This window comes from Sphingomonas bacterium, from assembly GCF_903644135.1.
Classification (GTDB): Bacteria; Pseudomonadota; Alphaproteobacteria; order Sphingomonadales; family Sphingomonadaceae; genus Sphingomonas.
In genome coordinates, this window is record NZ_CAHJXA010000007.1 from 1 (window position 1) to 24,774 (window position 24,774).

General features: G+C 67.4%; 23 protein-coding genes and 1 tRNA gene. 16 read left to right on the forward strand and 8 right to left on the reverse strand.

Translation table 11 applies throughout. The features are described 5' to 3' along the window. The 5 genes from HUU96_RS01075 to HUU96_RS01095 all read left to right on the forward strand — a co-directional run. Nucleotides 1–636: sigma-70 family RNA polymerase sigma factor (locus HUU96_RS01075; RefSeq protein WP_174291019.1), on the forward strand; the 636-nt coding region annotated here is incomplete at its 5' end. 130 nt (nt 637–766) lie between these two features. Beyond that, nucleotides 767–1,429 carry a DUF6975 family protein gene (locus HUU96_RS01080; protein WP_254604837.1) on the forward strand — a complete coding sequence of 221 codons (663 nt, stop codon included), beginning with the start codon at nt 767–769 and terminating at the stop codon, nt 1,427–1,429. Nucleotides 1,430–1,485: 56 nt separating this feature from the next. Then, the gene (locus HUU96_RS01085) at nt 1,486–2,340 is read left to right on the forward strand and encodes an AAA family ATPase (protein ID WP_174291020.1); all 855 of its coding nucleotides are present in this window, start codon (nt 1,486–1,488) and stop codon (nt 2,338–2,340) included. Between the two features lie 124 nt (nt 2,341–2,464). Further along, a complete protein-coding gene (locus HUU96_RS01090) occupies nt 2,465–2,968 on the forward strand; it encodes a CHAP domain-containing protein (RefSeq protein WP_254604839.1) in 504 nt (167 codons plus the stop codon). 61 nt (nt 2,969–3,029) lie between these two features. After that, a complete protein-coding gene (locus HUU96_RS01095) occupies nt 3,030–4,991 on the forward strand; it encodes a CocE/NonD family hydrolase (RefSeq protein ID WP_174291022.1) in 1,962 nt (653 codons plus the stop codon). Between the two features lie 9 nt (nt 4,992–5,000). Here HUU96_RS01095 and HUU96_RS01100 read toward each other — a convergent pair whose 3' ends face one another. Further along, complete coding sequence (locus HUU96_RS01100; protein ID WP_174291023.1) at nt 5,001–6,389, reverse strand: methyl-accepting chemotaxis protein; 1,389 nt, start codon at nt 6,387–6,389, stop codon at nt 5,001–5,003. 88 nt (nt 6,390–6,477) lie between these two features. Between HUU96_RS01100 and HUU96_RS01105 the strand changes: the two genes are divergently transcribed. Further along, a complete protein-coding gene (locus HUU96_RS01105) occupies nt 6,478–7,656 on the forward strand; it encodes a vWA domain-containing protein (RefSeq protein WP_174291024.1) in 1,179 nt (392 codons plus the stop codon). Nucleotides 7,657–7,765: 109 nt separating this feature from the next. Here HUU96_RS01105 and lepA read toward each other — a convergent pair whose 3' ends face one another. From lepA to HUU96_RS01135, 6 genes are all read right to left on the reverse strand, one after another. Next, on the reverse strand, nt 7,766–9,577 hold the full coding sequence (lepA, locus tag HUU96_RS01110) for a translation elongation factor 4 (RefSeq protein WP_174291025.1): 1,812 nt from the start codon (nt 9,575–9,577) through the stop codon (nt 7,766–7,768). Nucleotides 9,578–9,657: 80 nt separating this feature from the next. Next, nucleotides 9,658–10,179: an AAA family ATPase gene (locus HUU96_RS01115; protein WP_174291026.1), complete on the reverse strand. Its 522-nt coding sequence runs from the start codon at nt 10,177–10,179 to the stop codon at nt 9,658–9,660. Further along, nucleotides 10,176–10,757, reverse strand: coding sequence for a nicotinamide riboside transporter PnuC (gene pnuC, locus HUU96_RS01120; protein WP_174291027.1), 582 nt, complete (start codon nt 10,755–10,757; stop codon nt 10,176–10,178). The genes HUU96_RS01115 and pnuC overlap by 4 nt, the downstream gene beginning before the upstream one ends. A gap of 38 nt (nt 10,758–10,795) precedes the next feature. Continuing rightward, a tRNA-Pro gene (locus HUU96_RS01125) sits at nt 10,796–10,872 on the reverse strand. A 56-nt stretch (nt 10,873–10,928) separates the two neighbouring features. Then, nucleotides 10,929–12,947, reverse strand: coding sequence for a TonB-dependent receptor (locus HUU96_RS01130; RefSeq protein WP_174291028.1), 2,019 nt, complete (start codon nt 12,945–12,947; stop codon nt 10,929–10,931). Nucleotides 12,948–13,003: 56 nt separating this feature from the next. After that, a complete protein-coding gene (locus HUU96_RS01135; protein ID WP_174291029.1) occupies nt 13,004–13,306 on the reverse strand; it encodes a hypothetical protein in 303 nt (100 codons plus the stop codon). Between the two features lie 209 nt (nt 13,307–13,515). On the opposite strand from HUU96_RS01135, the gene HUU96_RS01140 reads away from it, so the two are divergent. Then, the gene (locus tag HUU96_RS01140) at nt 13,516–14,439 is read left to right on the forward strand and encodes an XdhC family protein (protein WP_174291030.1); all 924 of its coding nucleotides are present in this window, start codon (nt 13,516–13,518) and stop codon (nt 14,437–14,439) included. A 5-nt stretch (nt 14,440–14,444) separates the two neighbouring features. Then, complete coding sequence (locus tag HUU96_RS01145; RefSeq protein WP_174291031.1) at nt 14,445–15,047, forward strand: nucleotidyltransferase family protein; 603 nt, start codon at nt 14,445–14,447, stop codon at nt 15,045–15,047. A 3-nt stretch (nt 15,048–15,050) separates the two neighbouring features. Here the strand turns inward: HUU96_RS01145 and HUU96_RS01150 are convergent, their stop codons facing one another. Beyond that, entirely contained in the window at nt 15,051–16,058 is a 1,008-nt protein-coding gene (locus HUU96_RS01150; RefSeq protein WP_174291032.1) for an SDR family oxidoreductase, read from the reverse strand. A gap of 177 nt (nt 16,059–16,235) precedes the next feature. Between HUU96_RS01150 and HUU96_RS01155 the strand changes: the two genes are divergently transcribed. From HUU96_RS01155 to HUU96_RS01190, 8 genes are all read left to right on the forward strand, one after another. After that, complete coding sequence (locus HUU96_RS01155) at nt 16,236–16,814, forward strand: ATP-dependent Clp protease proteolytic subunit (RefSeq protein ID WP_174291033.1); 579 nt, start codon at nt 16,236–16,238, stop codon at nt 16,812–16,814. Nucleotides 16,815–16,878: 64 nt separating this feature from the next. Further along, the gene (locus tag HUU96_RS01160; RefSeq protein WP_174291034.1) at nt 16,879–17,658 is read left to right on the forward strand and encodes a succinate dehydrogenase iron-sulfur subunit; all 780 of its coding nucleotides are present in this window, start codon (nt 16,879–16,881) and stop codon (nt 17,656–17,658) included. Nucleotides 17,659–17,772: 114 nt separating this feature from the next. Further along, complete coding sequence (gene zapE, locus HUU96_RS01165; protein ID WP_174291035.1) at nt 17,773–18,885, forward strand: cell division protein ZapE; 1,113 nt, start codon at nt 17,773–17,775, stop codon at nt 18,883–18,885. Between the two features lie 93 nt (nt 18,886–18,978). After that, complete coding sequence (gene mdh, locus HUU96_RS01170) at nt 18,979–19,941, forward strand: malate dehydrogenase (RefSeq protein ID WP_174291036.1); 963 nt, start codon at nt 18,979–18,981, stop codon at nt 19,939–19,941. Next, entirely contained in the window at nt 19,938–20,435 is a 498-nt protein-coding gene (locus HUU96_RS01175; RefSeq protein WP_174291037.1) for a hypothetical protein, read from the forward strand. Before mdh ends, HUU96_RS01175 begins: the two co-directional genes overlap by 4 nt. Nucleotides 20,436–20,438: 3 nt before the next feature. Then, the gene (sucD, locus tag HUU96_RS01180) at nt 20,439–21,323 is read left to right on the forward strand and encodes a succinate--CoA ligase subunit alpha (RefSeq protein ID WP_174291038.1); all 885 of its coding nucleotides are present in this window, start codon (nt 20,439–20,441) and stop codon (nt 21,321–21,323) included. A 104-nt stretch (nt 21,324–21,427) separates the two neighbouring features. After that, a complete protein-coding gene (locus HUU96_RS01185) occupies nt 21,428–24,352 on the forward strand; it encodes a 2-oxoglutarate dehydrogenase E1 component (protein ID WP_174291039.1) in 2,925 nt (974 codons plus the stop codon). A gap of 40 nt (nt 24,353–24,392) precedes the next feature. Then, the coding region (locus HUU96_RS01190; protein ID WP_302480209.1) for a biotin/lipoyl-containing protein at nt 24,393–24,774 on the forward strand (382 nt) is incomplete at its 3' end.

A 24,774-nucleotide genomic window follows, 5' to 3' on the forward strand; every position in this document is an offset into this window, starting at 1 on the left:
GACCTGATCCAGGAGGGCAATATCGGCCTGATGAAGGCGGTCGACAAGTTCGAGTATCGCCGGGGCTACAAGTTCTCGACCTATGCGACGTGGTGGATCCGGCAGGCGATCACCCGCAGCATCGCCGACCAGGCGCGGACGATCCGCATCCCGGTCCACATGATTGAGACGATCAACAAGCTGGTCCGCACCAGCCGTCAGTTCCTCCACGAGCAGGGCCGCGAGCCAACCCCGGAGGAGATGGCCGAGCGCCTCTCCATGCCGCTGGAGAAGGTGCGCAAGGTGATGAAGATCGCCAAGGAGCCGATCAGCCTCGAGACGCCGATCGGCGACGAGGAGGACAGCCACCTCGGCGATTTCATCGAGGACAAGAACGCGGTGATCCCGGTCGACGCGGCAATTCAGGCGAACCTCAAGGAGACGGTGACCCGGGTGCTCGCGTCGCTGACCCCGCGCGAGGAGCGCGTGCTGCGCATGCGCTTCGGCATCGGCATGAACACCGACCACACGCTGGAGGAGGTCGGGCAGCAGTTCAGCGTCACCCGCGAGCGCATCCGCCAGATCGAGGCGAAGGCGCTGAGGAAGCTCAAGCACCCGAGCCGCAGCCGCAAGATGCGCAGCTTCCTCGACCAGTAAGCCTCTGCCGGCGCTCCTTTCCATCGGGAGCGCCGGCTAACCCCGCGTAAACCGCGTCTTTACGCGCTTCGGTATAGATAGCTGTCCGACAGCCAGTCGCACCGGCACCGATGCCGGCTATCGAAGGGGCATGATGGATCAGGGGCTTGCCAGCAACGGCGCGATGAGGATGCCGGGCGGCCTTGTCAGGCTGGCCGACGCCGATGGCGCGGCAGCCCATGCCTGGTGCCGCCATCTCGCCACGCCGCAGGCGCAGCAGCGCGATCTGGGTGATGCGGTCCATGCGCTGTGCATCCTGCATGGCCATCAGCCGGGCCTCGCCGATGCCGCGCGCGACCATGGCGCGACGCCGACCGCCAGGCAGTGGTTGAACCAGGCCGCCGATGGCTTCGCGGCCGAGCGCAGCCTGCTCGCCAAGCTCGCCGCCGCCGCCGGGCCGCTGCCATCCACCCCCGGCCATGCCGAAAGTCAGGCCGCGATTACGGCGCAGCGCCATGCGCTGGAGATGCTGGCGCGCTCCGACCGCTGCGGCTGCGCGATCGGCGCGGTCGCGGCGCTGGTCGGCGACTGGCTGGCGATCCGTCGCATCCTCGACGCCGCGGCGGCCCGCTATACGGTCGCAGCACCTGCGATGACCCTGCCGGCCGACGCAACGCCGGCAATGGTCGCGAGTGTCGCCACCTCACCCGGCATCGAACGCGCGATCGGTTTCGGCGCGGAGCAGCTCCTCGCTCAGCATCGCGGGCTGTGGAGCCTGCTGGAAGCCCGCGCCGAGGCGCGCGACCGCAGCTGACTTGCACCGCTGCGGCGCTTGCCGCACAGCCGCCCGGCCATTGCACGGGACCGGCCATGAAGCGCTTCAACGGTACGCAGCATTATGTCGCCACCGACGACCTGAAGGTCGCGGTCAACGCCGCGGTGCAGCTCCGCCGGCCGCTGCTGGTCAAGGGCGAGCCCGGCACCGGCAAGACCGTCCTCGCCTTTGAGATCGCCAAGGCGACCGGGGCCGAGCTGATCGAGTGGAACGTCAAGTCGACCACCAAGGCGCAGCAGGGCCTCTACGAGTATGACGCCGTCGCTCGCCTGCGCGACGGCCAACTGGGCGACGCGCGCGTCCACGACATCGCCAACTATATCCGTCGTGGCAAATTGTGGGAGGCGTTCACCCGCCCCTCCCCGCCTGTCCTGCTGATCGACGAGATCGACAAGGCCGATATCGAGTTCCCCAACGACCTGCTGCAGGAGCTCGATCGCATGGAGTTCCACGTCTATGAGACGGGCGAAACCGTTCGCGCGGTCGAGCGGCCGATCGTGGTCATCACCAGCAACAACGAGAAGGAGCTGCCCGACGCGTTCCTGCGCCGCTGTTTCTTCCATTACATCAAGTTTCCCGACCGGACGACGATGCAGGCGATCGTCGACGTCCACTTCCCCGGCATCCAGAAGATACTGGTCAGTCGGGCGATGGACCTCTTCTACGACGTGCGCGATGTGCCGGGATTGAAGAAGAAGCCGTCGACCAGCGAGCTGCTCGACTGGCTCAAGCTCCTCCTCCACGAGGACATGCCGCTGGAGGTGCTGCAGAACCGCGACCCGACCAAGGCGATCCCGCCGCTCCACGGCGCGCGGCTCAAGAACGAACAGGACGTGATGCTGTTCGAGCGACTGGCGTTCATGGCCAAGCGGCAGGCGAACCGGCCCTAGAAGCATTTGTTAACCATGATCCGACACCCGGCGGTGAGGGTGGTGCCACTACTGACCGGACATGCGATCCCCTCTCGCGGCTTTGGCCCTGTTGGCTACCTCCTTCGGCTCCGCGCTCCCGGCGATGGCCGCCCCCCTGCTCGATTATGTCGGCCAATGCGTGCCGTTCGCGCGCGAGGCGTCTGGCATCCAGATCTATGGCGACGCCTGGACCTGGTGGGATCAGGCGGACGGTCGCTATCGGCGCGGCCATGCCCCGCACGAAGGCGCGGTGATCGTATTCGCGCGCAGCGGCCGGCTGCCGCTGGGTCATGTCGCGGTGGTCAGCCGCGTCGTCGAGGACCGGGTGGTAATGCTGACCCACGCCAACTGGTCGCGGCAGAACGGCGCGCGGGGTCACACCGAGCAGGATGTCACGCTGTTCGACGTCAGCCGCGACAATGACTGGAGCGAGGTCCGGGTCTGGTTCCGCGACAATAACGGGCTGGGCACCACGACCTATGCCGTGCGTGGCTTCGTCTATGGCGATGGTCGCCCGGCGCGCGAGCTGACCAGCCGCAATCCCGATTATGTCGGCGCGCTGATCGACGCCTATGTGCCGGGTGCAGGCGGCCGCGGCAGCCGTTAAGACTGCTTGCCGCTGAGGGTGGCGTTGTGCCATCGCCGTCGCCTGATCGGTGGAGACGGGCATGAAGCGGTTGGCGGTTCTGATGGCGGCACTTGTCGCTGCGACAAGCGTGCAGGCTCAGCAGCTGCCCAGTGACATCCCGGCCAAGTTCACGCCGGTCGAGGCCAGCTTCGACTTCACGCGCCGTACCGTCGAGATCGCGATGCGCGACGGAGTGAAGCTGCATACCGTCATCCTGGCGATGAAGGGCGCGAAGGACGCGCCAATCCTGCTCGACCGAAGCCCCTATGGTGCCGAGGAGGAGAGCAGCAAGAACGCCAGCGCGCATGGCGAGATGCAGGCCGGCGCAGTCGGCGCGACGCTGCTGCGTGCCGGCTATATCCTCGTGTTTCAGGACGTGCGCGGCAAGCATGGCTCGGGCGGTGCGTACGTCAACGAGCGGCCGCTGATCGGGCCGCTCAACGCCTCGAGCGTCGACCATTCCACCGACGCCTATGACACGATCGACTGGCTGGTGAAGAACGTCGACGGCACCAACGGCCGCGTCGGCATCTTCGGCACGAGCTATGACGGTATGATGGCGGCGATGGCGCTGGTCCATCCGCATCCGGCGCTGAAGGCGGCGATGCCCGCCAACCCGGTGATCAACACCTGGATGAACGACGACGATTACCACGGCGGCGCATTCCGGCTGATCGGCTATGACTATTATTATTCGCAGGACGCGGCGAAGGGCGAGGCCGGCGACCTGTGGCGCGATGATTACGACGACTACAACACCTTCCTCCACGCGGGGTCGGCGTCGGATTTCGTCAACAGCCATGGGCTCGGCCAGCTCGGCTGGGTGCGGCGGATGCACGACCATCCCGCCTATGACGCCTTCTGGCACGCCCAGGCGCTCGACGAGATCCTGCCGAAGCAGCCGCAGACGGTGCCGACGCTCTGGGTCGCCGGCCAGTGGGACCAGGAGGACATGTACGGCGCGGTCGCCGTGTATGAGGCGGTCAGCCGCAACGATCCGAGCCACCTCAACCATCTGGTGATCGGGCCGTGGAAGCATGGCGGCTGGGCGGGCGACGGCTCGACGCTGGGGCCGGTGCGCTTTGATAGCGACACGGCAGCGTGGTTCCGCCGCTACGTCATGCTGCCGTTCCTTGACGCTAATCTCAAGACCGGTGGTACGGCGGCGAACCTGCCGCCGGTGCTCGCCTTCCAGACCGGGGCGAACCAGTGGCAGCGGCTGGACCACTGGCCGCTCGCCTGTGCGACTGGATGCCCGGCACCGGCGCAGCGGCTGTACCTGCAGCCGGCCGGCGCGCTCGGCTTCGCCCCGCCCGTCGCGCGCACGACGGAGACGGCGAGCGACAGCTACGTGTCCGATCCGGCCAAGCCCATTCCCTATCGTCCGCGCCCGATCCGGCCTACCTATGCCAAAGGGTCGACCTGGGGGCAGTGGCTCGCCGACGACCAGCGCGCCTTTGCCGATCGCACCGACGTGCTGACCTATCAGACGCCGGCGCTGACCCAGCCGGTCGCGATCTCGGGCGCGGCGGTCGCCAATCTGGTGGCGGCGACGACCGGCACCGATGGCGATTTCGTCGTCAAGCTGATCGACGTCTACCCCGCCGAATACCCGGAGAAGCCGGAGATGGGCGGCTATCAGCTCGGCATCGCGATGGACATCTTCCGCGGCCGTTACGCCGCCAAGGGGTTCGGCCATGCCGAGCCGCTGGTCGCGAACCGACCGACGACGGTGCGCTTCGCGCTGCCCAACGCCAATCACGTCTTCCTGCCCGGCCACCGCATTATGGTGCAGGTGCAGTCGAGCTGGTTCCCGCTCTACGATCGCAACCCGCAAAGCTACGTCGCCAACATCTTCGACGCGAAGCCGGGCGACTACCGCAAGGCAACCGTCACGCTGTTCCACTCAGCCCGCGAGGCGAGCTTCGTCGAGCTGCCGGTTGTGGCGGCCACCTCGACCGCGACCCCTGCCCCTGCCCTGGCCGCCGCCCCGGCAATGTGACGCTGCCGGTCAGGCGTCGTGATAGGCCAGCTCGAAATTGCCCCAGCGCCGGCCGTTGAACGACAGGGGCACATAGACACTCTTGACAATGACCTGCTGCGACCGGCGGGCGATCTGATAGACCGACATCATGAATGGCGCGTCGCTGGCGATGGCGCGGCTGGTCGCGCTGTCGAGGAAGATGCGGCGGTTGCGGCAGTGAAGGTCGTTCCAGTCGACATCGCCGGGGCGCGGCGGCTTGGACCGTTCGCTGACGTGAGTGACCAGATAGCCGTTGATGTCGGAGCAGACGCAGCCCTCGACCCGCTCGCCGCTCGCGGACCATTCGTCGAGGATCGGGCGGATGTGACGGTCGGCGAAATCGTTGAAGCGGACGTCGAAACGCGGCGGCTGTGAGCCGGGGATCGGGCGGTAGTCGGTATCGAACACCGCCCGTTCGCTGATCTCGCCGCGAGCGATCGCGCCCTCGACCAGCGCCTTGACGCGGTCGCGCCCGGCGATCGCCTGCGCGACGAACGCGCCGTCCTCGACCGCGAAGCCGCCGGTGACGAGGCGGTCGAACATACCGTTGGCCAGCACCTCGAGATGGGTGATGTTGCGCTCGGCCTCGCCCAGTTGCTCGTCGTTGGTGCGGGCGTCGGCGACGAACCCGTTCAGACCATCGCGCACCCGCTCGACATTGGCCTGCACCAGCGCGGTCGAGCGCGTCATCTCGTCCGACTGGTGCGTGACCAGCCGCGCCAGCCGCGTCACCTCGCCGAGCACGCCGTCGATTGCGCCGAACCGCTCCTGCGCGCGGCGCGCCTGGACGACGCCTGCACCAAGGTCGGTGGCGATGCCACTCGCCTCCTGCTGGAGCGATGCGAGCCGCGCTCCGATCGTCTCGTTGGCGGCACGGGTGCTGGCCGCCAGCCGCTTGACCTCGTCGGCGACCACCGCGAACGGCGTTCCTGCCCCGCCGGCACGCGCCGCCTCGATTGCGGCATTGAGCGCCAGCACGTTGGTGGTGCGGGCCAGCGCGTCGATGTCGGCGGTGATCCGGCGCGCGTCCTCGGTCGCCGCCGCGAACCGGGCGATATGCGCGTCCAGCAGCACCACAAGATCGGTCAGCGCCGCGAAGTCGCTCACCGACGCCGCGATCACCGCCGCGCCGGCCTCGACATTGGCCGAGCTCTCCTCGGCCACCCGCCGCGCCTGATCCACCGACTGGGCCGCCATAGCCTGTTCGGCAGTGAGCACGCCGGTGACCGTCTGCAGGCTGGCCAGCTTCGCCAGTTGCTCGCGGATCGTCGACGACACGCGCGCCATGTGGCTCTGCGCTTCGGTCGCGCCGATGGCGACGCCGCCGCAGGCACGCGCCACCTGGCCGATCGCACTCGCGTCCCCCGATGCCTGCATGATAGCCTGTGCTCCGTCCATTCGATCCGTAATGGATGGTATTGACGAGGATTGGTTAGGGTCCGCTTAACCGGTCGGAGGAGGCGACATGTTCCTGGACTTCCTCGACGAGCTGCGCAGCGCCGGCATCCCGGCCAGCCTCAGGGAGCATCTCGTCCTGCTCGGCGCGCTGGAGCAGGAGGTGATCGGGCGGACGCCGGAGGAGTTCTACTATCTCGCCCGCGCCACCTATGTGAAGGACGAGGGGCTGCTCGACCGCTTCGACCAGGTGTTCGCCAAGGTGTTCCGCGGCGTCGCCACCAGCTTCGCCGAGACCCGCGCCGACATTCCCGCCGACTGGCTGAAGGCGATCGCCGAGAGATACCTGACCGACGAGGACAAGGTGAAGATCGAGGCGCTCGGCTCGTGGGAAGAGATCATGGCGACGCTCAAGCAGCGGCTCGCGGAGCAGGAGGGCCGTCATCAGGGCGGCAGCAAGTGGATCGGCACCGGCGGCACCAGCCCGTTCGGCAATGGCGGCTACAACCCCGAGGGCGTCCGCATCGGCGGCGAGGGCCAGCACAACCGCGCGATCAAGGTGTGGGACCAGCGGGAATTCAAGAACCTCGACAACAGCCGCGAGCTCGGCACCCGCAACATCAAGGTGGCGCTGCGCCGCCTGCGCCGCTTCGCGCGCGAGGGCGCGGCGGACGAGCTCGATATCGACGGCACCATCGATGGCACCGCGCGGCAGGGCTGGCTCGACGTCAGGATGCGGCCGGAACGGCGCAATGCGGTCAAGCTGCTGCTGTTCCTCGACGTCGGCGGGTCGATGGACCCGTTCGTCAGGCTGGTCGAGGAGCTGTTCTCGGCGGCGACGGCGGAGTTCAAGAAGCTGGAGTTCTTCTACTTCCACAACTGCCCGTATGAAGGTGTATGGAAGGACAACCGCCGCCGCTTTACCAAGCGGACGCCGACCTGGGACGTGCTCCACACATACGGCCACGATTACAAGTGCGTGTTCGTCGGCGACGCGGCGATGAGCCCGTACGAGATCATTCACCCGGGCGGCTCGGTCGAGCATATGAACGAAGAGGCTGGCGCGGTTTGGCTACAGCGGCTCACGACGACCTATCCGGCGGCGGTGTGGCTTAATCCGACACCGCGCGAGCAGTGGGACTATTCGCAGTCGGCCGGGATCGTGCGGCAGATCATGGCCGACCGGATGTATCCGCTAACGCTGGCGGGGCTTGACGAGGCGATGCGGGAGTTGACGCGCAAGCGCTAGATTGTCCCACCCGCTCCGTCACCCCGGCCTCGTGCCGGGGTCCAGGGTCACAGGCGGTAGCGTTCGCGGCTCTGGATGCCGGGACGAGCCCGGCATGACGAATGGGCGATTACCCCTCATCTCCCATTCGCAGCGCCGCAATAAACGCCTCCTGCGGGATGCTCACGCTGCCGTATTCGCGCATCTTCGCCTTGCCCTTCTTCTGCTTCTCCAGCAGCTTCTTCTTGCGCGTGGCATCGCCGCCGTAGCATTTCGCGGTCACGTCCTTGCGCATCGCGCTGATCGTTTCGCGCGCGATCACCTTGCCGCCGATCGCCGCCTGGATCGGGATCTTGAACAGGTGGCGGGGGATCAGCTCCTTCAGCCGCTCGACCATGCCGCGCCCGCGCACCTCGGCGGTGCCGCGGTGGACGATCATGCTCAGCGCGTCGACCGGCTCCTCGTTGACCAGGATGCCCATCTTGACGAGGTCGCCCTCGCGATAGCCGATCTGACTGTAGTCGAAGCTGGCATAGCCCTTGGACAGCGACTTCAGGCGGTCGTAGAAGTCGAACACCACCTCGTTGAGCGGCAGCTCGTAGGTCGCCTGCGCCCGGCCGCCGACATAGGTCAGGTTCTTCTGGATGCCGCGCCGGTCCTGGCACAGCTTGAGGATGCTGCCGAGATATTCATCGGGGACGTAGATCGTCGCCAGGATCCATGGCTCGGCGATGCTCTCGATCTTGCTGGGGTCGGGCATGTCGGCCGGATTGTGCAGCGCCAGCGCGCCGCCGCCATGCGCCAGCTCGATCTCGTATACCACCGATGGCGCGGTGGTGATGAGGTCGAGGTCGTATTCGCGGGTCAGCCGCTCCTGAATGATCTCCAGATGCAGCAGCCCCAGGAACCCACAGCGGAAGCCGAAGCCGAGCGCGGCGCTGGTCTCCATCTCGAAACTGAAAGACGCATCGTTTAGCCGCAGCCGGCTGATGCTCTCGCGCAATTTGTCGAAGTCGTTGGCGTCGACCGGGAACAGGCCGCAGAACACCACCGGCTGCACTTCCTTAAACCCCGGCAGCGCCTCGGTCGCCGGCCGCTTGGTGTCGGTCAGCGTATCGCCGACGCGGGCCTGCGCGACGTCCTTGATCTGCGCGGTGATGAAGCCGATCTCGCCCGGTCCCAGCTCGGTCAGCTGCTCGATCTTGGGGCGGAAGCAGCCGACCCGGTCGACCAGATGTTGGGTCCCGGCCTGCATGAAGCTGACCTGCTGGCCCCGCTTCATCACGCCGTCGATGACGCGGACGAGGATGACGACGCCCAGATAGGGGTCGTACCAGCTGTCGACCAGCATCGCTTTCAGCGGCGCGGCGGCGTCACCCTTGGGCGGCGGGATCTTGACGACGATCGCCTCCAGGATGTCGGCAATGCCGATCCCCGACTTGGCGCTCGCCAGCACCGCCTCCGACGCATCGAGGCCGATGACGTCCTCGATCTCCTTGCGCACCTTTTCGGGCTCGGCGGCGGGCAAGTCGATCTTGTTGATGACCGGCACGATCTCATGGTCATGCTCGATCGACTGATAGACGTTGGCGAGGGTCTGCGCCTCCACCCCCTGCGCCGCGTCGACCACCAGCAGCGCGCCCTCGCAAGCCGCTAGGCTGCGCGACACCTCATAGGCGAAATCGACATGCCCGGGTGTGTCCATCAGGTTCAGCTCATAGGTCTCGCCGTCCTTGGCGGTATAGGCCAGGCGCACCGTCTGCGCCTTGATGGTGATGCCCCGCTCCTTCTCGATGTCCATGTTGTCGAGCACCTGCTCGCTCATCTCGCGATCCGACAGACCGCCGGTCGCCTGGATCAGGCGGTCGGCGAGCGTCGACTTGCCATGGTCGATATGGGCGATGATCGAGAAATTGCGGATGTGGTCGAGGGCGGTGGTCACGGGATCGGGCTGTCTTCCTTAAGCGTGCGGTGGCCCTAGCACCCCCTCTCCGATCTGCCAAAGACCGGCGCTTGCCGCCGTCAGCTTCGCAGCAAGCGATCGATGGCGCTCAGGGCATTGAGGTAGCGCACCTCGCCCGTGCCGCTCACCAGCGCCCAGCGAACGCCGCGCCGCTCCAGCTCCAGCTTCGACAGGTCGAAGAAGCGCAGCCGCGCCGCCTCGGTGCCGAACATGCGTGTGCCGTCCTCTACCCAGGGCAGATCGATGTCGAACAGCAGGTACAGGTCGGCATAGCTGCGCCAACGGTCGAACCAGCGATCACGCCGGCCGAACAGCATGTCCGCCCAGACCGCGCTCATCAGCGGGTCGGTGTCGAGGATCACCGGCTGCGCGCCCTCCGCCATCGCCGTCGCGACCTTGGCGTCGTGAGCCTTGGCGATCATGACCAGGTCGGCCATGGTCAGGTCGGTGCCGAACGCCTCGCAATAGGTGCGGCCGAACTCGGCAATGCAGCGCGTGCCGAAATGCTGAGCAAGCCGCGGTGCCATGGTCGACTTGCCGGTGCTCTCCGGCCCGTGCAGGCAGATCGAGCGGGGCGTCATGCCGCCATCGGTCCGGCGTGAGGCGGCCGGGTGGCGCGCCGCCAGTCGATCCAGCCCCATACCGACAGCGCCAGATAGATCACGTACAGCCCCGCCGCCGCCCAAAGCCCCTTGGTGACGTACAGCGGCACCGCGACGCAGTCGACCGCGATCCACACCGCCCAGTTCTCGATCTGCCGCCGCGCGAGCAACAGCTGTGCGACGATGCTGGGCACGGCGACGGCGGCGTCCCACCATGGATAGGAGGCGTCGGTATAGCCGCGCATGATCGCGCCCCAGCCGATCGTCGCTCCCACGCCCGCCACGCTCCAGCCGAGCAACGCGCGCACGCTCATCGGCTCGACCATCACCCGGCCGGCGGTGGCGCGCGACCGGCTCCAACTCGACCAGCCATAGAGATTGATAGCCACGTAGAAGACCTGCAGCAGCGCATCGGAATAAAGCCGTGCCGCCAGGAACACCCAGCCGAGCAACACCACAGAGGCGATCGCGAACGGATAGTTCCACAGCGACCGCCGCACCAGCAGGGCGACGCACAGCACACCGAGCCCGGCGGCGATCCACTCGATCCTCGACATGCTCTCGGGTGATAGCGCCGCTTGCTCAGGCGCTGCAATGGTCGGGGCGATAGGATTCGAACCTACGACCCCTGGACCCCGAGACCAGTGCGCTACCAGACTGCGCCACGCCCCGACACATTGCAGGGGCGTGCGCGTAGCGGGGGGATGATCCGCCCGCAACAAAAATGATCAGCGTCCGATCCGTACGCCGATCCACAACGTACGAGGCGTGCCCAGATCGATCGATCCGCCAGAGTTGCGCGTCACCACCGTCGCGTCGGTCAGGTTCTCGCCGCGCGCGACCAGCGCCACGCCGTGGCGCAGCGGCAGCGTCGCCACCGCGTCGAGCGTCGTCACCGGCGGTAGCGGTCCGGTCTGCAGGTCGTCCTCATATTGCAGGCCGATATGGCGCAGCGTCGCCGAGAGGCCCGGGCCGTGGCGCGGCTCCCACGCGAGCGTGCCGCTGGCGGCGTGGCGGGGGCTCTGCGCGGGTTGCAGGCCGTCGAGCGCGCTGCCCGGTGCACGGACATGCGCGTCGGTGAAGGCGTAGGACGCCGTCACCGCCAGCGCGCCGCGCCGCCAGCCGCCGCTCGCCTCCACACCCTTGGCGACGATCGCGTCGACGTTGCGGCGCTGGCGCAGATTGGGGCCGATCGTCACGTTGGCGATCGCATCGCCGAGGCGGTTGTAGAAGCCGGTCAGGGACAGCGTCGCTCCACCGAACGGCCGCCAGTCGATCCCCGCCTCGGCCCCCTTCAGCCGCTCGGGCTGCAGGCCGGCATTTGCCTGGGTCGTGACCGGGAAGACGACATAGGGCCGGTACAGCTCGTTCAGCGTCGGCACGCGAAAACCGGTGTACGCGGCGGCGCGGACCTCCAGCGATCCGGCGGCATGAAGCAGCGCACCGACCCGGCCGGTAGGTACGATGCCGCTGCGGTCGGGATAGTCGTTGCTGGTGGTGATCCTGCCCGCCTGGTTCGCCTCGCGGAAGAAGCCGTCGCTGATCGTCCAGCGGTCGACCCGGCCGCCGCCGGTCAGGACCAATGAGCCCAGCGTCCAGTCGTCCTCTGCGAACAGGCCGCTGGTGGCGCTGCTGCCGCCGGCGTTGCGGCGGGCGGTGATCGCGCCGGTGGCAGCATAGGCATCCTCGAACAGCTCGCCCTCGGCATGGCGCGTGTCGACGCCGATGCGCAGCAGGTGGTCGGGGCCGACCGGCGGCCGCAGCTCCAGCTTGCCGCCGACGCCGGTCGCCGGCGTGCGCCGCTGATCGAGCGTGAGGCGAAAGGTCGTCGAGCTCACCACCTTGTTGGCAAAACCGCGGGCCTGCACATAGGCGAGCGCATCGACCTGCCAGGACCGGTCCGATCCGGGGCGTCGGATCAGGCGGATGCTGGCATCCTCGCCCTGCGAGCGGGAGTCCGCGCCGGCGAAACGCAGCGTACGGTGATCATCGAACACCAGCCCCGCCGCCTGCACTTCGGTGTCGGCGTCGATCGGCGCAACCGCGCGAAACCATGTCGACCAGTCGCGATAGCGTGCCGGCGCGGTGGCGGCGACGCGCTGGTCGGCGGGGGTGGTCTGAAACCCGTCGGAGCGTTCGAAGCGGCCGAACACCGTCGCGTAGCCCGCGCCGATGTCGGGCGAGACGCTGACCGCGCTCTGGACGCTGGCGAAGCTGCCATAGGCCGCCTCGCCAGCGACCGGCGGCAGTTGCGCCCGGCCGGCGCTGACCAGCTCGACCGTTCCCGCCACCGCGGCCGCCCCGAACGCGCCCGAGCCGCCGCCGCGAGTGACGCGGACCGCGCCGAGCCGCTCGGGCGACAGCGCGTTGAAGGGGATGTAGCCGAAGAACGGGTCGGCGATCGGCACGCCGTCGAGCAGCACCAGCGAGCGGCTGGTGGCGTTGCCGCCGAGCGAGCGCACCGTCAGCCCCTGTGCCGACGGATTGGCCGAGCGGCTGTCGGAGCGGCGGAACTGCTGCACGCCGGCGACGTCGGCGAGCACGTCCTCGACCCGGCCCGAGGCATCGCCGGTCAATCGCGAGCGGTCGATGATCGCCGAGCCATAGGCCGGCGTCCCCGGCGGCAGCGCCAGGCCGGTGCCGAGGACGACGATGTCGAGCCCAGCCGGCGGATCGGCCGGCCGTTCCTGCGCGAGGGCACAGCCGGGCACGAGCAGCGCCGCTGCGAAGAAGGTAGATCGATGCATGTGAGACGCCCGTAGCCGACAACGAGGCTCGCGGCGATCACCGCGGACGGGCGGCGCTACTGCTGCTGGCCGGCGCGGAAGCCGTCATAGCTTTGGCAGGACGGATCGCCGCGAGTTTTCTTGCAGCGCTTCGTCCAGTCACGCCGCTCGCGACCCTCTCGCTCCTCGTCCTTGCGCATCTTGCGGCCATAGTTGCGGTCCGCCTCCGCCTGGCTCGTGGTGGTCCAGTCGACGACCTTGCCGCCGACCCTGACCGGCACCGCCGCGGCCTTGACCGGCAAGGTCGCCGCGTTCCACACCGTACTGGCGACGCAACCGCCCAGCGGGAGTGCCAGCACCATCATCACCATGCCGCGCATCACATTTCCTCGCAAATCGCGTATGCCACCTATGGCGATGATCGGCGAAGAACTAGCCAAAGCCAAGCCGTTACGCGGCCGGGGTCCTGGTAGCGGCGGCGGCTTACCATCGCGTTACATTGCCGGTCCTCGACGCTGGTCCGCACAGTCCCTAGATGCGTGCGGGCATCGGCATCCGGTTGGTGCCGTTCCGCGAGAGATTGTCAGCAATGGCCGAAAACGACACCGTCATCGCCGCCGCGCGCAACTGGAAGGGCGAGCCGCTGGCACTGGCGACGGTGGTATCGACCTGGGGCTCGGCACCGCGGCCACGCGGCAGCCACATGCTGGTCCACGCCGATGGCCGCTTCGAGGGATCGGTCTCGGGCGGCTGCGTCGAGAGCGACATCATGGAGACCGCGGCGCAGGTGATCGAGGGCGCTCCGTTCCAGGTCAAGCGCTACGGCGTGGCCGACGCCGCCGCCTGGGAAGTCGGCCTGCCCTGCGGTGGTGAGATCGCGGTGATGGTGCAGCCGGTCTCGGCGGAGGGGTTCGACCCCGAGCTGTTCGACCGCATCGCCGAGGCGCGCGATCACGGCCGGACGCTGACCGTCTCCACCGACCTCGCCAGCGGCCATAGCGACCTGCGCCCGCTGGAGACTGGGGAGACGTTCGTCAACCGCTATGATCCGCCGCGCCGGCTGCTGATCGTCGGCGCGGTGCAGATCGCGCAGTCGCTGGCCGGCCTTGCCCGGACACTGGGCATCGAGACGGTGGTGATCGATCCGCGCGCGCGCTTCCTGACGGAGGAGCGCTTTCCGGGCACGGTGCTGGACGACCGCTGGCCCGACGAGGCGATCGCCGCCTTGCGACCTGATCGCTCGACCGCGGTGGTGACGCTGAGCCACGACACCAAGATCGACGACCCGGCGCTGATCGAGGCGCTGAAGACCGATGCCGGCTATGTCGGCGCGCTCGGCAGCCGCCGCAGCCATGCCGCGCGGCGGGAGCGACTTGCCGGCGGCGGCGTTCAGGCGCACGACCTCGACCGGATCGATGCGCCGGTCGGCATCGACATCGGCGCGATCGGCCCGAGCGAGATCGCGCTGTCGATCGCGGCGGCGATGGTGGGCGCGTTCCGTGCTGAAGGGTGACGCCGATGCTCAAGGTTGAGGAATGCGTGCTGATCCTGCTCGCGGCGGGCAAGTCGGAGCGGTTCGGCGATATCCGCAGCAAGCTCGACCAGGATTTCCTGGGCAAGCCGCTCGGCCTGCATGTCGCCGTCGCGCTGGAGGACATGCCGTTTCAGGAGCGGCTGGCGGTGATCGACGGGCTCGACCTTCATTATGATCATCACGGCTTCACCGTCATCCACAACCCCGATCGCGACCTCGGCATGTCGAGTTCGGTCAAGCTGGGGGTGACGCGCGCGGTTGAGCTGGGCGCGAAGTCGGTGCTGATCGCGCTGGCCGACATGCCGCGCGTCACGGCCGCCCATCTCTATCGCGTGTTCGACGCGAGCCAGGGTGCTGACACGATCGTCGCATCGAGCGACGGCTGCGATCCCAAGCCGCCGGCCCTGTTCGGCGCGGGCCAGTTCGATTGCCTGCTCGCCCTTGATGGCGGCACCGGCGCGCGCGACCTGGTCAAGGGCGGCCGCCATGTCGTCACCGCGCCTGCCGAGCTGATCGACGTCGACACGGTGGAGGAGCTGGAACGGCTGCGCGCGCTGGTTCACGATCCCCAGTCGCGGACGCGCTGACGCTCAGGAGCGCCGCCGCCGCACCGCCGCCAACGCTCCCGCCGCCAGGGCCAGGCCGCCCAGCCCGATCGCCGCGACCACGCCGGGGTTCTTCGCCGCCGAGGTATAGACGCTGGTGGTCAGCGGATGCTGCTCGCCCGATCGCTCCTCGCCGGCGCGCACGCCCTCGAACAGGTTGCTGGGGCGTGGTTGTTGCTTGGACATGTCGCTCAACGCCCCAACCTTCTTGGGCGCGAGCCGCTCGAAGATCGCCGGGAAATGCTGGGCGAACAGTACCTGCGCCCGTCCTGCGCCGCCGACGGTGATCTCGCGCCGGGGATGCTCGGCGCAGTCGAGGATGGCGTCGGCGACCAGCTGCGGGTCATAGGCGGGCGGCGGGATCTGCGCCTCGCCGCCCTCGTGGTTGGCGGCGTGCTGCGCGATCGGCGTATCGATGCCCGATGGCTTGATCAGCGTGACCGAGATAGCGGGAGCCTGCTCGTGCAGCTCGATGCGCAGCCCCTCGACATAGGCCTTCACCGCATGTTTCGACGCCGCATAGGCCCCCATGATCGGGCTGGGAATGTCGGACGCGATCGAGCCGACGGTGATCAGCGCACCGCCGTCGCGGCGTAGCACCGGCACCGCCGCCAGGCAGCCATGGACGACGCCGAAATAGTTGGTCTGGAACATCCGCTGATGCTCGTCCTCCGGCGTGTCGATCAGGTGCGCGTAGATCGCGACGCCGGCATCGTTGACCCAGGTGTCGACCCGCCCGAACCGCGCCACCGTCGCCCGCGCCGCGGCGGCGAGCGTATCGGCATTGCCGACATCGGCGACGGCATAGTCGGCATGGCCGCCGCCATTGTTGATGTCGCGAACGATATCACCCAGCTCTGCCTCGCTGCGCGCGATCAGCATCACCTTCGCACCCCGCGCCGCCGCCGTGCGTGCGGTGACGAGGCCGATGCCGGAACTGGCCCCGGTAATGACGATCACCTGATCCTTGAGCGGCTTGAGCTTGATCGTCATCGCGTCACCTTCTGTTATGATGGGGGCAACAGCATAGCTGGCCCGCAGGTTCCTGTACCTGGGTCAACATGCGCCGGAATATCGACGGAACCTCGACGTTCAAGGATGGTTCGGGCGCGGAACGATCATGGCAGGCGTCTTCTCGTCTCCAAGCACTCTCCCGACAAGGCCGAACTCATGCCCGACACCGCCGCCAACAATGCCGTCAACTATCCGCTGCTCGCGCGGCCACACATCCAGCTGCACGGCACCGTCGACGACATGATGTACGCCCGCTTCAAGACGCAGCTCGCCGGTGCTCCCACCGAGGGTCCGCTGATCGTGTCGATCACTACGCTGGGCGGCGATCCCGAGATGGGCCGGGCGATGGGCGACGACATCCGCCTGTTGCGCGACTATACCGGCCGCGAGACGCTGTTCCTCGGCAAGGTCGCGGTCTATTCCGCCGGTGCGACCTTCATGAGCGCCTTCCCGGGCAACAGCCGCTTCCTGACGCGCGGCACCCGCCTGATGCTGCACGAGCGGCTGATGACCTCGACGGTGCAGCTCGCCGGACCGCTATCGACGCTGGCGGGCACGCTGAAGGCGAAGCTGCATGAGATCGAGCACTCGATCATGATCCAGGAAGAAGGTTTCCGCGACATCGTCGCCGGCTCCAAGGTCAGCCTCGACGAACTGCGCGAGAAGGCCACCAGCAACTGGTATATCGAGGCGGAGGAGGCGCGCGACCTGGGGCTGGTCCTCGACGTCATCTGAACGGCTTAGGCTTGCGCATCGGTGCCGGAGGGCATAGCTGCGATGCAGCACAAGGAGCGCGCGCGTGGCCGAATTCAGCCTGCCCAAGAACAGCGTCGTCAAGAAGGGCAAGACCCATAAGGCGGAAGGCGCGAAACGGACCAAGAACTTCAAGGTCTATCGCTACGACCCCGATACCGGCGAGAACCCGCGCTACGACAATTTCGAGGTGGACCTAGACACCTGCGGCCCCATGGTGCTCGACGCGCTGATCAAGATGAAGGCCGAGCAGGACTCGACCCTCACCTTCCGTCGTTCGTGCCGGGAGGGCATCTGCGGATCGTGCTCGATGAACATCGACGGGCGCAACGGCCTCGCCTGCACCACCGCGATCGAAGACGTGAAGGGCGAGGTGCGGATCACCCCCCTGCCGCACATGGACGTCATCAAGGACCTGGTGCCGGACTTCACCCACTTCTACGCGCAATATAGCTCGATCAAGCCATGGCTGCAGACCGTCACGCCGCCGCCCAGCGGTAAGGAGCGTCTGCAGTCGCCGGAGGATCGCGGCAAGCTCGACGGGTTGTACGAGTGCATCCTCTGCGCCTGCTGCTCGACCAGCTGTCCGAGCTACTGGTGGAATAGCGACAAGTTCCTCGGCCCGGCGATCCTGCTCCAGGCCTATCGCTGGCTCGCCGACAGCCGCGACGAGATGACCGGCGATCGGCTCGACCAGCTGGAGGACCCGTTCCGCCTCTATCGCTGCCACACGATCATGAACTGCGCCAATGCCTGTCCCAAGGGGCTGAACCCCGCCAAGGCAATCGCCGAGATCAAGAAGATGGAAGCGGAACGAATCGTCTGATCCCGACGAAGACGTGAGTTTGTCACCCTCACCCTCCCACTCGGCCGCGCCGAGCGGGGCCCCCCCTCTCCCATCGGGAGAGGGAAGGAGGCGCGAAGCGCCGGGAGGGTGAGAGTGACCGTCCTTGCCGCCTATCATGCACTAATCGCCGCTGGCGAGCTGCGGGCCGACCCCGAACAGGCCGTCGCCGCAACCCGTCTCGACGACCTGGCACGCGAGGTGGAGCATCCCCGCCGCACCGGCCTCCTGCGCCGTCGATCGCTGCCCGCCCGCGGCGTCTATCTTTGGGGCGATGTCGGACGCGGCAAGTCGATGCTGATGGACCTGCTGTTCGCGCATGTCGCGATCGCCGCCAAGCGCCGCGTCCACTTCGCCGAGTTCATGATCGAGGTTCACGGCCGCCTCGCGATCGAGCGACGCAAGGAACTGGGCGACCCAATCCCGCCCGTGGCCGCCGCCATCGCGGGCGAGGTCCGGCTGCTCGCCTTTGACGAGATGATGGTGACTAACTCGCCCGACGCGATGATCCTGTCGCGGCTGTTCTCCGCGCTGATTGCGGCGGGGGTGACGGTGGTAACGACCTCCAACCGCGCGCCGGGCGATCTGTATCGCAACGGCCTCAACCGCGAGCATTTCCTGCCGTTCATTGCGCTGATCGAGGCGCGGCTGGACGTGCTCGCGCTCAACGGCCCGGTCGATTACCGCCGCGACCGGCTCGGCGCGCAAGACACCTGGCTGGTGCCTAACGGTCCGGCAGCGACCGCGCAGCTGTCGGCGGCGTTCTTCCGGCTGACCGACTACCCGGTCGAGGACGCCGCGCACGTCCCCAGCGAGGAGCTGACGGTGCAGGGCCGGACGCTGCATGTGCCGCGAACCTTGAAGGGGGTCGCGGTGTTCAGCTTCAAGCGGCTGTGCGGCGAGGCGCGCGGCGCGGCCGACTATCTCGCGATCGCTCGCCGCTATCACACCGTCATCCTCGTCGGCGTGCCGGTGCTCGGGCCGGACAGCCGCAACGAGGCGGCGCGTTTCGTGGCGCTGATCGACGCGTTGTACGAGCACAAAATCAAGCTGCTCGCCGCTGCCGATGCCGAGCCGGACCTGCTCTACCCTGCCGGCGACGGCGTGTTCGAGTTTCAGCGCACCGTCAGCCGCCTGGAGGAGATGCGCTCCGACGAATATCTTGCGCAGGGCCATGGCGCTATTGCGCGTGCGAACCATTTGCAGTAACGATCTTAACGCTTCTCCATTACCGGTTGTGCCGCGGCGTCGATGCGCCTATGCGGCTGTCCCATCACGCCGCCACGGGATGAGAGGAAGCGAATGGCCCGCAAGAAGATCGCGCTGATCGGTGCCGGTAACATCGGCGGAACGCTCGCGCACCTGGCGGCGCTCAAGGCTCTGGGCGACATCGTGCTGTTCGACGTTGCCGAGGGCGTGCCGCAGGGCAAGGCGCTCGACCTCAGCCAGTGCGCGCCGGTCGAAGGCTTCGACGCGACGATCACCGGCTCGAACGACTATGCCGATATCGCCGGCGCGGACGTCATCATCGTCACCGCCGGCGTTGCCCGCAAGCCGGGCATGAGCCGCGACGACCTGCTCGGCATCAATCTCAAGGTGATGAAGGCGGTCGGCGAGGGCATCAAGGCGAACGCGCCCGACGCCTTCGTGATCTGCATCACCAACCCGCTCGACGCAATGGTGTGGGCGCTGCGCGAGTTCTCCGGGCTGCCGACGCACAAGGTGGTTGGCATGGCGGGCGTGCTCGACAGCGCCCGCTTCCGCTATTTCCTGTCGCAGGAGTTCGACGTCTCGGTGGAGGATGTCTCGACCTTCGTGCTCGGTGGCCATGGCGACACGATGGTGCCGGTGGTGCAATATTCGACCGTCGCTGGCATCCCGGTCCCCGACCTCATCAAGATGGGGCGGACGACGCAGGAGCGGATCGACGCGATCGTCAAGCGCACCCGCGGTGGCGGCGGCGAGATCGTCGCGCTGCTCAAGACCGGCAGCGCCTATTACGCGCCGGCGACAAGCGGCATCGCGATGGCGGAGGCGTATCTGTACGACCAGAAGCGGCTGCTGCCCTCCGCGGCCTATGTCGATGGCCAGTATGGGCTCGACGGGCTCTACGTGGGCGTGCCGGTGATCATCGGTGCCGGCGGTGTCGAGGAGATCGTCGAGATCGCGCTCGATGATGAGGCTAAGGCGAACCTGCAGGTATCTGTCGATGCGGTGAAGGAACTGCTGGAGGCGTGCAAGGCGATCGACGGGTCGCTGGCGTGATCGCCGCCGCAGCCGCAATGCTGGCGGTGGCGCAATCGTCGACGGTCCGTCGCGACGACGAACTGCCGCCGGCGACCGAAGTGGCTATCCTCGCTGGTGCCAGGGCATGTATCGGTGCGACGGTCGATCCGGCCGGGCAGGACGCTCGGCTGGCGGGCTGGCCCTCCGTGGTCGGCAACGATCCCGACACGTCGGCCGACGGGGTAGCCCGGCGGGTCGCGCGCAAGGACGGCGTGCTGCTGACGGTGAAGACCGGCATCGATGGCGGCTGCGTCGTCCAGGCGCGGGGTGATGTGACGTTCGACAAGGGTGTCTTCCTCGCCGATCTAGGCAGGCAAGCCAGCGTCGCGATCGACGGTGCCAAGCCCAGGGTCGATCTGCCCAATGGCGAATTCATGATCGTCCAGATCGGCGGCGAGGCTGGCAAGATGTTCGTCCAGCTCGTCGTCGCCAATCCGAAGGGCAAGCACGCCCATGTTCAACAGGGGAACTGACGCGTGAGCATTCTCGTCGACCGGAACACCAAGGTCATTACCCAGGGCATGACCGGCGAGACCGGCAGCTTCCACACCCAGGCGGCGCTTGCCTATGGGACGCAGATGGTCGGCGGCGTCACCCCCGGCAAGGGCGGCAGCGAGCATCTCGGCTTGCCCGTCTACGACACCGTCGTCGAGGCGGTGGCGAAGACCGGCGCGACCGCCTCGGTCATCTACGTGCCGCCGCCCTTCGCCGCCGACTCGATCCTGGAGGCGATCGATGCGCAGGTGCCGCTGATCGTGACGATCACCGAGGGCATTCCGGTGCTCGACATGGTCAAGGTCAAGCGTGCGCTGTCGGGCAGCAAGTCGCGGCTGATCGGCCCCAACTGTCCTGGCGTGCTGACGCCGGAGGAGTGCAAGATCGGCATCATGCCTGGCAGCATCTTCAAGAAGGGTTCGGTCGGCGTCGTCTCGCGCTCGGGCACGCTGACCTATGAGGCGGTGTTCCAGACCAGCAACGCCGGGCTTGGCCAGACCACCGCGGTCGGCATCGGCGGCGATCCGGTCAACGGCACCAACTTCATCGATGTGCTGGAGCTGTTCCTTGCCGACGAGGCGACCCAGTCAATCATCATGATCGGCGAGATCGGCGGCTCGGCCGAGGAGGAAGCTGCGCAGTTCCTCCGCGACGAGGCCAAGAAGGGCCGCAAGAAGCCGATGGCGGGCTTCATCGCCGGCCGCACCGCGCCGCCAGGGCGGCGCATGGGCCATGCCGGCGCGATCGTGTCGGGCGGCCAAGGCGGCGCGGAGGACAAGATCGCGGCGATGGAAGCGGCCGGGATCAAGGTAGCGGCGTCGCCGAGCGAGCTGGGATCGACGTTGGTGAGCGTGTTGAACGGCTAAACCCCAACCGTCATGCCGGGCTCGTCCCGGCATTCAGAGCGACGAGCGTGGCGCTCGTGGCTCTGGACCCCGGGTCAAGCCCAGGGTGACGAAGGAGAAGACGAATGGGCTATGAAGGCCAGGATTTCGGCGACATCGCATCGGGTGTCAGCCCCGCGTTCATCGAGGCGCTCTATGCGCGCTACCAGACCTCGCCCGACAGCGTCGAGCCGGGCTGGCGCGCGATGTTCGAAGGGCTGGAGGGAACGTCCGCGCCGAGCTGGAGCAATCCCGCCTGGCCGCCATCCACCACCGACGACCTGACAGCCGCCCTCGACCCGACGCAGATGGAGCCGGCCGCCAAGCCGGCCAGGAGCGCCAAGCCTGCCGCCCCCGCCGTCGCGCCGTCGCAGGACGCCATTATAAAGGCCGCCGGCGACGCGATCCGCGCGCAGATCCTGGTGCGCACCTATCGCGTGCGCGGTCACATGGCCGCTAATCTCGATCCACTCCGCCTGTCCAAGCGCGAGATGCCGGCCGATCTCAAGACCGACTATCACGGCTTCTGCGATGCCGACATCGACCGTCCGGTCTATCTCGGCGGCACGATGGGGTATGAATGGGCGACGATCCGCCAGCTCGTCGACACGCTGCGCAAGAATTACTGCGGCAATGTCGGCCTTGAGTTCATGCACATCGTCGATGTCGAGGAGCGCGTGTTCCTGCAGGAGCGGATGGAGGGCCAGGACAAGGCGATCGAGTTCACCCCGCAAGGCAAGAAGGCGATCCTCAACAAGGTGATTGAGGCCGAGCAGTGGGAGAAGTTCCTCGGCCGCAAATATGTCGGCACCAAGCGCTTCGGTCTCGACGGCGGCGAGAGCATGATCCCGGCGCTGGAAAGCGTCATTAAATATGGCGGCCAGATGAGCGTCGGCGAGATCGTCATCGGCATGGCGCATCGCGGTCGGCTCAACGTCCTCGCCAACGTCATGCACAAGCCGCTGCGCGTGATCTTCCATGAGTTCTCGGGCGGTTCGGCCAATCCCGAGGATGTCGGCGGCTCGGGCGACGTCAAATACCATCTCGGCACCTCGACCGATCGCGACTTCGACGGCCATCACGTCCATATGTCGCTGGTCGCCAACCCCTCGCATCTGGAGGCGGCCGATCCCGTCGTGCTGGGCAAGATCCGTGCGATCCAGACTATTGCCGGCGACCTTTCCGATCACAGTCGCAGCCTGCCCGTCCTGATCCACGGCGACGCGGCATTTGCCGGTCAGGGCATCGTCTGGGAGTGCCTCGGCTTCTCCGGCATTCGCGGCTACAACACTGGCGGCTGCGTCCATTTCATCATCAACAACCAGATCGGCTTCACCACCAGCCCGCAGTTCGCGCGCTCCTCGCCCTATCCATCCGATGTCGCCAAGGGCGTTCAGGCCCCCATCTTCCACGTCAACGGCGACGATCCCGAAGCGGTAACCTTTGCCACCAAGATGGCGATGGAGTTCCGCCAGAAGTTCCACCGCGACATCGTCATCGACATGTGGTGCTATCGCCGCTTCGGCCACAACGAGGGCGATGAGCCGAGCTTCACCCAGCCGCTGATGTACGCCCAGATCAAGGGGCACTCGCCGGTCAGCGACATCTATGCAAAGCGGCTGGTGGCGGAAGGCGTGATCGACGGCGGCTGGGTCGACGAGAACGTCCATCAATACACGACCTTGCTGGAAGGCGAGTTCGAGGCGGGCAGCAGCTACAAGCCGAACAAGGCCGACTGGTTCGCCGGCCGCTGGTCGGGCCTGTCGGCTCCGTCCGATGGTGAGGGTGCGCGCCGTGCTGCCCTGACCGGGATCACGCCCAAGCTGTTCGACGCGCTTGGCCGCACGCTGACGGTCGTTCCCGATCATCTGTCGCTGCACAAGACGCTGGGCCGGGTGCTCGACGCCAAGCGGCAGATGTTCTCGGCGGGCGAAGGCTTCGACTGGGCGACCGGCGAGGCGCTGGCGTTCGGGGCGTTGCTGGCGGAAGGCTATGGCGTCCGGCTGTCGGGGCAGGACTCGGGGCGCGGCACCTTCTCGCAGCGTCATGCGGTGTGGGTGGACCAGACCGACGAGCATAAATATGTGCCGCTCGCGACCAGCGAGCATGGCCGCTTCGAGGTGCTCGACAGCCCCTTGAGCGAATATGGCGTGCTCGGCTTCGAGTACGGCTATGCGCTCGCCGACCCCAAGACGCTGGTGCTGTGGGAGGCGCAGTTCGGCGATTTTGCCAACGGCGCTCAGATCATGATCGACCAGTTCATCGCCAGCGGCGAGTCGAAGTGGCTGCGCGCCAACGGCCTCGTCATGCTGCTGCCGCATGGTTATGAGGGTCAGGGTCCGGAGCACAGCTCGGCACGGCCCGAGCGCTTCCTGCAATTGTGCGCGCAGGACAATATGCAGGTCGCGAACTGCACCACGCCGGCGAATTACTTCCACCTGCTGCGCCGGCAGATGCACCGGAGCTTCCGCAAGCCGCTGGTGGTGATGACCCCCAAGTCGCTGCTCCGTCACAAGCTGGCGGTCAGCAGGACGGCCGACTTCCTGGGCGACACGCATTTTCGGCGGCTGCTGTCGGATATCAACGGCGCGCCGGACGAGACCACGACGCGGCTGGTGCTGTGCACCGGCAAGGTCGCCTATGACCTGATCGAGGCGCGCGATGCTGCCGGCGATACGGCCACCCAGATCGTCCGGGTCGAGCAGATCTATCCATTCCCGAGCGATGCGCTGACCGCTCGCGTCAAGCGGATGCCTGCGCTGGAGACGATCGTCTGGGCGCAGGAAGAGCCGAAGAACCAGGGTTATTGGTCGTTCGTCGAGCCGTTCATCGAGGGCGCGTTGGCCGATGCGGGCGGCAAGGTGGCGCGGGCGCGCTACGCCGGGCGTGCCGCCGCCGCCTCACCCGCCACCGGGCTGATGAAGCGGCACCAGCTTGAGCAGTCGGCCCTGGTGGCCGACGCGCTGGGGCAGAGCGTCCGCGGCGAGATCAGGCGTACCAAGAGCAAGTGATCGGGTCCTCGCGGCTGCGAGGACGCAACAGGAAGTGATGATGGCAACCGAAGTCCTAGTCCCAACGCTTGGCGAATCGATCACGGAGGCGACGCTTGGCGAGTGGCTCAAGCAGCCGGGCGATCGTATCGCCGCGGACGAGCCGATTGCCAGCCTGGAGACCGACAAGGTCTCGGTCGAGGTGCCCTCGCCCGTCGCAGGCGTCATGGGCGAACACGCGGTCAAGGTGGGCGACACGGTGCAGGTCGGCGCGATGATCGCGACCGTCGTGGATGCAAGGGGTTCGGCCCCCTCCCAGGCCGCCGCGCCGCAGCCTGCTGTCACCCAGGGCAATGCCGACATGACCGCCAAGGCGCTGGAAGGCACCGGCCCCGGTCCTGGCGAGCAGCCCCGGCCCCGCTCGGCCGACGCGCCTGCCGGCA

Excerpts from the sequence above, each read along its gene's own strand:
- mdh (WP_174291036.1), top strand. The coding sequence starts at position 18,979 with ATGGCCCGCAAGAAGATCGCGCTGATCGGTGCCGGTAACATCGGCGGA.
- HUU96_RS01145 (WP_174291031.1), top strand. The coding sequence starts at position 14,445 with ATGCTCAAGGTTGAGGAATGCGTGCTGATCCTGCTCGCGGCGGGCAAG.
- HUU96_RS01085 (WP_174291020.1), top strand. The coding sequence starts at position 1,486 with ATGAAGCGCTTCAACGGTACGCAGCATTATGTCGCCACCGACGACCTG.
- HUU96_RS01155 (WP_174291033.1), top strand. The coding sequence starts at position 16,236 with ATGCCCGACACCGCCGCCAACAATGCCGTCAACTATCCGCTGCTCGCG.
- HUU96_RS01185 (WP_174291039.1), top strand. The coding sequence starts at position 21,428 with ATGGGCTATGAAGGCCAGGATTTCGGCGACATCGCATCGGGTGTCAGC.
- HUU96_RS01130 (WP_174291028.1), bottom strand. The coding sequence starts at position 12,947 with ATGCATCGATCTACCTTCTTCGCAGCGGCGCTGCTCGTGCCCGGCTGT.
- HUU96_RS01140 (WP_174291030.1), top strand. The coding sequence starts at position 13,516 with ATGGCCGAAAACGACACCGTCATCGCCGCCGCGCGCAACTGGAAGGGC.
- HUU96_RS01105 (WP_174291024.1), top strand. The coding sequence starts at position 6,478 with ATGTTCCTGGACTTCCTCGACGAGCTGCGCAGCGCCGGCATCCCGGCC.
- HUU96_RS01095 (WP_174291022.1), top strand. The coding sequence starts at position 3,030 with ATGAAGCGGTTGGCGGTTCTGATGGCGGCACTTGTCGCTGCGACAAGC.
- pnuC (WP_174291027.1), bottom strand. The coding sequence starts at position 10,757 with ATGTCGAGGATCGAGTGGATCGCCGCCGGGCTCGGTGTGCTGTGCGTC.
- HUU96_RS01115 (WP_174291026.1), bottom strand. The coding sequence starts at position 10,179 with ATGACGCCCCGCTCGATCTGCCTGCACGGGCCGGAGAGCACCGGCAAG.
- HUU96_RS01080 (WP_254604837.1), top strand. The coding sequence starts at position 767 with ATGATGGATCAGGGGCTTGCCAGCAACGGCGCGATGAGGATGCCGGGC.
- HUU96_RS01135 (WP_174291029.1), bottom strand. The coding sequence starts at position 13,306 with ATGCGCGGCATGGTGATGATGGTGCTGGCACTCCCGCTGGGCGGTTGC.
- HUU96_RS01090 (WP_254604839.1), top strand. The coding sequence starts at position 2,465 with ATGGCCGCCCCCCTGCTCGATTATGTCGGCCAATGCGTGCCGTTCGCG.
- HUU96_RS01100 (WP_174291023.1), bottom strand. The coding sequence starts at position 6,389 with ATGCAGGCATCGGGGGACGCGAGTGCGATCGGCCAGGTGGCGCGTGCC.
- HUU96_RS01150 (WP_174291032.1), bottom strand. The coding sequence starts at position 16,058 with ATGACGATCAAGCTCAAGCCGCTCAAGGATCAGGTGATCGTCATTACC.